The sequence below is a fragment of the Cedecea neteri NBRC 105707 = ATCC 33855 genome, from assembly GCF_001571265.1.
Lineage (GTDB): Bacteria > Pseudomonadota > Gammaproteobacteria > Enterobacterales > Enterobacteriaceae > Cedecea > Cedecea neteri.
Window position 1 is genome coordinate 85685 of record NZ_BCTL01000014.1, and the last position, 7306, is coordinate 92990.

8 protein-coding genes and 2 tRNA genes are annotated in these 7306 nt (G+C 54.9%); 4 read left to right on the top strand and 6 right to left on the bottom strand.

The genetic code is table 11. From position 1 onward, the window contains the following. Positions 1-42 precede the first annotated feature (42 nt). From rlmM to CNE01S_RS07630, 4 genes are all read right to left on the bottom strand, one after another. Positions 43-1143 (bottom strand): 23S rRNA (cytidine(2498)-2'-O)-methyltransferase RlmM, encoded by a 1101-nt coding sequence (gene rlmM / locus CNE01S_RS07615; protein ID WP_061274817.1) that lies wholly within the window; start codon positions 1141-1143, stop codon positions 43-45. Next, on the bottom strand, positions 1136-1531 hold the full coding sequence (locus tag CNE01S_RS07620) for a DUF423 domain-containing protein (RefSeq protein WP_008458426.1): 396 nt from the start codon (positions 1529-1531) through the stop codon (positions 1136-1138). Before CNE01S_RS07620 ends, rlmM begins: the two co-directional genes overlap by 8 nt. Positions 1532-1576: 45 nt before the next feature. Further along, positions 1577-2494 carry a glycine cleavage system transcriptional regulator GcvA gene (gene gcvA, locus CNE01S_RS07625; RefSeq protein WP_061274822.1) on the bottom strand — a complete coding sequence of 306 codons (918 nt, stop codon included), beginning with the start codon at positions 2492-2494 and terminating at the stop codon, positions 1577-1579. Between the two features lie 345 nt (positions 2495-2839). After that, a complete protein-coding gene (locus CNE01S_RS07630) occupies positions 2840-3067 on the bottom strand; it encodes a YgdI/YgdR family lipoprotein (protein WP_038479329.1) in 228 nt (75 codons plus the stop codon). Between the two features lie 196 nt (positions 3068-3263). Here CNE01S_RS07630 and csdA point away from each other — a divergent pair, with 196 nt between their 5' ends. Beyond that, positions 3264-4469, top strand: coding sequence for a cysteine desulfurase CsdA (gene csdA / locus CNE01S_RS07635; RefSeq protein WP_061274824.1), 1206 nt, complete (start codon positions 3264-3266; stop codon positions 4467-4469). Then, positions 4470-4901, top strand: a complete 432-nt coding sequence (gene csdE, locus CNE01S_RS07640; protein ID WP_061274826.1) for a cysteine desulfurase sulfur acceptor subunit CsdE — start codon at positions 4470-4472, stop codon at positions 4899-4901. Here the strand turns inward: csdE and tcdA are convergent, their stop codons facing one another. After that, entirely contained in the window at positions 4902-5711 is an 810-nt protein-coding gene (gene tcdA / locus CNE01S_RS07645) for a tRNA cyclic N6-threonylcarbamoyladenosine(37) synthase TcdA (protein ID WP_061274828.1), read from the bottom strand. 72 nt (positions 5712-5783) lie between these two features. Then, on the bottom strand, positions 5784-6881 hold the full coding sequence (mltA, locus tag CNE01S_RS07650; RefSeq protein ID WP_061274830.1) for a murein transglycosylase A: 1098 nt from the start codon (positions 6879-6881) through the stop codon (positions 5784-5786). A 210-nt stretch (positions 6882-7091) separates the two neighbouring features. Between mltA and CNE01S_RS07655 the strand changes: the two genes are divergently transcribed. Together CNE01S_RS07655 and CNE01S_RS07660 are read left to right on the top strand one after the other, a co-directional pair. Beyond that, positions 7092-7168 (top strand) — tRNA-Met (locus CNE01S_RS07655). A gap of 59 nt (positions 7169-7227) precedes the next feature. Beyond that, positions 7228-7304: transfer RNA gene (locus CNE01S_RS07660), tRNA-Met, on the top strand. Positions 7305-7306: the final 2 nt, after the last annotated feature.

Here is a 7306-nt window from a genome sequence, read left to right on the forward strand (position 1 = left end):
GAAGGGAAGCCCCTCACCGAAAACAGGCGAGGGGCAAAGCCATCAGCGCTCGTCGCGACGGCCACCGACTGCCGCCCACCAGCGGCGGATGTGAACGGTCACTTCCTCGCGATCGTGGTATAGCTGACGGGCTTTGATCTCAGCGTTAATCCCGCTGCTTTCGAGTATTTCCCGAATCTGCGCCAGGTTTTGCGACACCTCTTCGTAGCGCTTTTTCATCGGCAGCTTGAGGTTAAAAATAGTCTCACGGCACCAGCCGTTCACCAGCCAGGTCGCCATCAGATGGGCCACTTTTGCCGGTTTTTCCACCATATCGCACACCATCCACGAGATGTTAGTGCGCGTTGGGCGATATTTGAAGCCGTCTTCACGCAGCCAGGTGACCTGCCCGGTGTCCATCAGGCTCTGCGCCATCGGGCCGTTATCGACGGATGAAACCCACATATTGCGTTTCACCAGCTGATAGGTCCAGCCGCCCGGGCAGGCCCCCAGGTCCACGGCGTACATGCCGTTGGCCAGGCGTTCGTCCCACTCATCGGCGGGAATAAAGATATGAAACGCCTCTTCCAGCTTCAGCGTGGAACGACTTGGCGCATCTGACGGGAACTTGAGGCGCGGGATACCCATATAGAACGGCGAATTGTTGGTGGTGTAAGAGTAACCCGTGTAGCAGCAGCCCGGCGCGATAAAGAACACATGCACAACAGGGCGCTTCGGCGTTTCGTAGTTGGTCAGCACCCCGGCCTCACGCAGGCTGGCTCGCAGCGGCACGGTAAACTTGCGGCAGAACTTCATCAGCTCTTTGCTTTCGTTGGTGTCAGCCACTTCAACCCGCAGATCGCCGCCCTTCTCGACCACGCCCTGCAGCATGCCGACAACGGGCGTGATGCGGTCTTCCGGCGGCAAATCTTTTAACAGCTCCCCGGCAACAAACATCTGGCGGGCAAAAATCAGATCGCTGAACGGCAGTTCCCGTGCCAGCTTATCCGCCTCTTCCGGCTGGTAGCATTCAAAAACGACATAGCCGCTCTGCTCTTTCACGCGGGCAAAGCCATAGACACCGCGCTGGCCGGCTTTGTCGGTTATCTCCGCCGCGCACTCTTTCTCAAATCCCTGGCGGCAGTACAAAATCACTTTATTCATGGCTTACGCCCTTACGTTTCAGGCGCACAGCACCAATTAACATCAATATCCAGCCGGCGAGGAAGCTGACGCCGCCCACCGGGGTAACAAACGCCCACAGCCGCAGGTGCGACAGGGCCAGGCAGTACAAACTGCCGCTAAATAATACGGTGCCTAACGCCATAAAGACGCTGCTCCAGTAGAACCAGATGCTGATCCGGCGCTGCATCGCCACCGCAAGGCCAAAAATAGCCAGCGTGTGAAACGCCTGATACTCAAGCCCGGTCTGGATCCACCCCATCTCCGCAACACCCAGAGATTTGCTTAATACGTGCGCCCCAAAGGCGCCCAGGGCAACAAAAACAAAACCGCTGATGGCGGCAAAAATCAGCATGAATCGGCTGGTCATGGTGTAACCCTAAAGTAGAGCGTGGCCGCGCCACGCGAAGGTTGCTTATTGTTCGTAGCGAAAACGGAATTTTTCTTGCTCACTGGCCGCCTTTGCCAGGATCCACTGTCGAAACGCGGCTATTTTACCCAGTTCTGCCTGACTGTCATGACAAACCAGATAAAAGGCGTTTTTACTCACCAGCACATCATTAAACGGGCATACCAAACGACCCGCTTCGATTTCCGTTTGGGCCATGACGTTATTGGCCAGCGCAATGCCCTGGCCGTGGATAGCGGCCTGCAGCACCATTGCGCTGTGGCTGAAAATAGGCCCTTGCTGGACATTAATATGGCTCACGCCAAGCTGGCGGGTATAAGTCTGCCAGTCGCGGCGTGAAGCGTCATGCAATAAAGTGTGCTTTGCCAAATCTTCCGGCGTTTTAATCGGCCTGTCGCCGGTTAATAGCATAGGCGAGCACACCGGCAGCAAATATTCAGCATAAAGTTTCTCAACCCTTAGCCCCGGCCAGTTTCCTCGGCCATAGAATATCGCCACGTCAACGTCGTCGGACAGCTTGTCCTCCTGACGGTCCACCGCCTGGATACGCACGTCGATGCCCGGATAAGCTGAGTTAAAGCTTGTTAAACGAGGCACCAGCCAGTGAATGGCAAAACTCGGCAATAAACTCACCGTCAGCGCGCCTTTTGCACTGCGCGCCTGCAGCTTGCGGGTAGCCTCGGTCAGTTGGGAAAAAATCTCTTTAATATCCTGATAATAGCTCTGCCCCTCTTCCGTCAGCAGCAGCGAACGGTTGCGACGGCGGAACAGCTTCAGGCCAAGAAAATCCTCCAGTGACTTGATCTGGTGGCTTACCGCAGCCTGGGTAACAAAGAGTTCCTCAGCCGCTTTAGTAAAACTCAAGTGACGAGCCGCAGCGTCAAAAACGCGCAGCGCATTCAGAGGGGGTAATCGCTTAGACATGGGGTTATTTGGCTTAAGTGTTAATAACAGTTAACAAACAGATAGCGTTTGTTTACCTATTAGTTTTTTTTATCTGAGCCATTATAAATTGTCCGTTGAGGATGCACCAGCAAATACCTATAGTGGCGGCACTTCCTGAGTCGGAACGAAAAGTTGTCTGGAATGCGTGTTCTGGAGGGCTTTTGGCTTACGGTTGTGATGTTGTGTTGTTGTGTTTGCAATTGGTCTGACATTTCGGACCACGGTAGCTTAGCTACCCCTTTTCACTTCCTGTACATTTACCCTGTCTGTCCATAGTGATTAATGTAGCACCGCCGAATGCGGTGCTTTTTTTTGCCTGCAGGTTTACTTCTTCAGCTCAACCATCTCTTTCACGTCAGAACGGTTAATCTGCTGCATATTACCGTTAGCATCCTTGTACTTGATCATCCCGGTTTCGTCATCGGTCTTCGGTTTACCTTCGGAGACAATGGCGCGCCCGTCATTGGTATGCATGATGTAGTTCGGGCTGGAACAGGCTGCAAGTGCAAAGGTCATCATACAGGCAGAAACGATAGCGGTTGCTTTGTTCATTATTCTTCTCCTTGTGGATAGAGTTTAATGCTACTTAAATCTCTTCTACTAACATGCTTAAATATTAGTCCAACAATAATTAGCATAACCTGCTTTTCCCATTCTGCCAGGAGAAACAGACAATTCCGAGAAAGAGGGAAACCTTGTGCCAACGTCAGTTTTGCGCGACGATCTGTGCATTGAACTGAGGATCCCCATGACAGCATTTAACCCCGCCCATTTTCGTGCGCAATTTCCCGCGCTGGCAGATGCAGGCGTCTATCTCGACAGCGCGGCCACGGCGCTTAAACCCCAAGCCGTGATTGATGCCACCCAGCAGTTTTACAGCCTGAGCGCCGGGAACGTTCACCGCAGCCAGTTTCCGCAAGCGCAGCGTCTTACGGCGCGCTATGAAGCGGCGCGTGACCTTGTCGCACGCATGCTCCATGCCGAAAGCGGTAAATCTGTGGTCTGGACCCGTGGCACAACAGAAGCCATTAATATGGTTGCACAGTGCTATGCCCGCCCTCGCCTCAGGGCCGGGGACGAAATTATCGTGAGTGAAGCAGAGCATCACGCCAATTTTGTGCCGTGGCTAATGGTGGCAGAGCAAACCGGTGCGAAGGTGGTGAGACTGCCGCTGAATGACCAGGCTCTGCCCGACCTTAACCAGCTCCCGGCACTGCTGAATGACCACACACGTATCCTGGCGATTGGGCAGATGTCTAACGTCACCGGAGGCTGCCCTGACCTTGCAAAAGCCATCAAGCTTGCTCACGAAGCGGGGGCTATCGTGATGGTCGACGGCGCACAGGGCATCGTTCACAGCCCGCCGGACGTGCAGGCGTTGGATATCGATTTTTACGCCTTCTCGGCCCATAAGCTTTATGGCCCAACCGGCATCGGCGCGCTCTACGGTAAACCTGAACTGCTGGAGCAAATGTCGCCGTGGCTCGGCGGCGGTAAAATGATCACCCACGTCTCGTTCGACGGTTTTAAAACTCAGCCAGTGCCCTATCGCTTTGAAGCCGGGACGCCAAACGTTGCGGGGGTCATCGGCCTTAGCGCCGTGCTGGAGTGGCTTGACGCTGTTGATCTACAGCAGGCGGAAAACTGGAGCCGTAGCCTGGCCACGCTCGCGGAGTCGGAACTGGCAAAACGCCCTGGTTTTCGTAGCTTCCGCTGTCAGGACTCCAGCCTGCTGGCATTTGATTTTGCTGATGTTCACCATAACGATATGGTCACACTGCTGGCCGAATCAGGCATTGCGCTGCGGGCAGGCCAGCACTGCGCACAACCCTTGATGGCCGCATTAGGGGTTAGCGGTACGCTTCGTGCCTCTTTTGCCCCTTACAACACACAGCAGGATGTGCACGACCTGCTCGCCGCAGTCGATCGCGCCCTCGATATTCTGGTGGACTGAATGCAGACTAATCATCCTTTTGGTACAGAGATTAACGCAGAGATGCTGCGTACCACGTTCGAGGCACAGCGGCAGTGGGAAGACAAATACCGGCAGCTAATTTTATTGGGCAAGAAGCTGCCGGCGCTGCCGGAGGCATTAAAAACCGAGAGTATTGAAATCAGCGGCTGCGAAAACCGCGTCTGGCTAGGCCACGAACGCCTGCCGGACGGCACGCTGCACTTCTATGGCGACAGCGAAGGACGCATCGTTCGCGGGTTATTGGCGGTGCTGTTGACCGCAGTTGAAGGGAAAACAGCACAGCAGCTGTTGGAAAACGATCCGCTTAGCTTGTTTGACGATCTGGGGCTGCGCCATCAGCTAAGCGCTTCCCGCAGCAGCGGGCTTACGGCTCTGGCTGCGGCCGTTCAACAGGTCGCGCAAAAGGATTAATCAGGAGGCGGTTTGCGCCGCCTTCGCCATCATCTTCTTCAGCACATGAGACACCGCCACAAAACCAAAGCTGGCAGTCACCATTGTTGCAGCGCCAAAGCCCGAAGCACAATCCATCCGTTTTGGACCTTCAGCGGTACTTTTCATGGCGCAAACTGAACCATCAGCCTGCGGGTACACCAGCGCTTCGGTGGAAAATACGCATTCTACGCCCAGCTTCCCTTTGCTGTTTTTCACCACACCAAAGTCACTTTTCAGGCGCTCGCGCAGTTTGGCCGCCAGCGGATCCTGAATGGTTTTCGCCAGATCGCTAACCTGAATCTGCGTCGGATCGATCTGCCCGCCAGCACCACCCGTGGTCACCAGCGGGATCTTGTAGCGACGGCAATACGCGATTAACGCCGCTTTTGGGCGAACGCTATCAATCGCGTCAATAACATAGCTAAACCCTTGATTCAGAAGCTCAGCGGCGTTATCGGCGGTAATAAAGTCATCCACCACCGTGACGCGGCACTCCGGGTTAATCTCTTTAATACGCGCCGCCATCACTTCCGTTTTCGCCAGGCCAACGCTGCCCTTTAGCGCGTGGATTTGACGGTTAGTGTTGGTGACACAAACATCATCCATGTCGATAAGCGTTATTGCCCCAATGCCGGTTCGCGCCAGCGCCTCTGCCGCCCACGAGCCCACCCCACCGATGCCAATCACGCAAACGTGAGCTTCAGCAAAAAGCTGTAGCGCCGCCTGGCCATACAGACGAGCGGTGCCGCCAAAGCGTTGCAGCCAGGCATCAGAGAGAACGACAGACATCGGGGAAATCCTCAGAAATAAAAAAACGGGCTGATTATACAGCCCGTTGTTCAGGGTGGAAACGTTGCAGCATTAACCGTTAAAAACGCTGCCCGTGCCAGGTGCCGCTTTCAGTACCCACACGCGCCCGTAATGATTGTACCAACCCGCGCGGTGCCCGGCATCCGGGCCAATGCCCTGATAGATGTCGAAGTGCTGGCCTTTAATCGCGCCACCCACGTCGAGTGCCACCATCACCCGCAGCTCGTACTGGCCGGTAAATTTACCGTTATTGTCCAGCAGCGGGACTTCGGTCAGCAGCGTGGTGCCTGCGGGAATGATGGAACGGTCAGACGCCACGGAGGCACGCCCAATCAAAGGTACTGCGCTCGCGCCTTTCACTGGCGCATAGCTTGCTGGCTTAAAGAAGACAAAAGAAGGGTTCTGCTCAAGCAGCTCCCGTACTGCCGCTTCGCTATGGGTTTCTCCCCAGTGGCGAATCGCCTGCATCGACATATCTTCTTTCTTCACTTCGCCGCGATCGATCAGCACCTTGCCGATGCTGCGGTAAGCGTGGCCGTTTTTCCCGGCATAGCCGAAGAAGGTCAAAGGCTGGCCATCGCCAAAATCAATATAGCCGCTGCCCTGCACGTCCATAATGAAGTTATCCATCAGGGAGTTGCTGTAGGCCAGCACGTAACTGTCGCTCAGCCCGCCGCTGTATATTTCCGCGCGGGACGGCAGACGCCCACGTTTTGGCGGCATGCGGTAAATAGGGTACTGGAATTCGCCCTGGCGAGTATGGCGAGCCTGAATCACCGGCGTGTAGTAGCCGGTAAACTGGACGTTGCCGTAGTTATCAGCCCCTTCCATCTGCCAGGCATCAAGGCCAAACTGCTTCAGTTGACGAGTATCGCCGCCCGCACGGAGCCACTGCTGCACCGCATTATAGATATCGCTGCCGTTATTATAGAGGCGCGGAGAAGCGGAACGAATCTGGTTAACCTGCTCTGCATAGTCGCCGCCATTTATCGGCGCACCCACTGCATCGGGCTGATTCACCAGTGAGAAAGGCTGGGAGAATTTCCCGTCTTTATATTGTTGACCGCGATCGGTCGGTTTTGATGAACAGGCAGCCAGCATGGTTAACATGGCTCCCGCTGCTATATACTTAATCCAACGTCCTTTCATTACTTTCTAGCCCTGCTGGTTGCCTCTATATGCCTCGCCGAAGATAGCAAACGCGCCGCGAGAATTAAACGAGTTGAACGGCCTGCGTAGCAAAAACGTCTGTTTCGCGTCATTGTGCGGGTAAATTCAACAATCAATGGGAAATTCAGGTATTTCTGGCAAAAAAGGGTTGCAACAAAAAGCGAGCAGAGTATAGTGCGCATCCACGGACGCGGGGTGGAGCAGCTTGGTAGCTCGTCGGGCTCATAACCCGAAGGTCGTCGGTTCAAATCCGGCCCCCGCAACCAACTAAAAAGTCGCTGATTTAACGGCGCAATGATGAATAATCATTAAGAAGTATGACGGACGCGGGGTGGAGCAGCCTGGTAGCTCGTCGGGCTCATAACCCGAAGGTCGTCGGTTCAAATCCGGCCCCCGCAACCAAT

Bases quoted from the DNA above. Each gene is read 5' to 3' on its own strand.
- CNE01S_RS07630 (WP_038479329.1), bottom strand. From the start codon at position 3,067: ATGAACAAAGCAACCGCTATCGTTTCTGCCTGTATGATGACCTTTGCA.
- rlmM (WP_061274817.1), bottom strand. From the start codon at position 1,143: ATGAATAAAGTGATTTTGTACTGCCGCCAGGGATTTGAGAAAGAGTGC.
- csdA (WP_061274824.1), top strand. From the start codon at position 3,264: ATGACAGCATTTAACCCCGCCCATTTTCGTGCGCAATTTCCCGCGCTG.
- tcdA (WP_061274828.1), bottom strand. From the start codon at position 5,711: ATGTCTGTCGTTCTCTCTGATGCCTGGCTGCAACGCTTTGGCGGCACC.
- csdE (WP_061274826.1), top strand. From the start codon at position 4,470: ATGCAGACTAATCATCCTTTTGGTACAGAGATTAACGCAGAGATGCTG.
- CNE01S_RS07620 (WP_008458426.1), bottom strand. From the start codon at position 1,531: ATGACCAGCCGATTCATGCTGATTTTTGCCGCCATCAGCGGTTTTGTT.
- mltA (WP_061274830.1), bottom strand. From the start codon at position 6,881: ATGAAAGGACGTTGGATTAAGTATATAGCAGCGGGAGCCATGTTAACC.
- gcvA (WP_061274822.1), bottom strand. From the start codon at position 2,494: ATGTCTAAGCGATTACCCCCTCTGAATGCGCTGCGCGTTTTTGACGCT.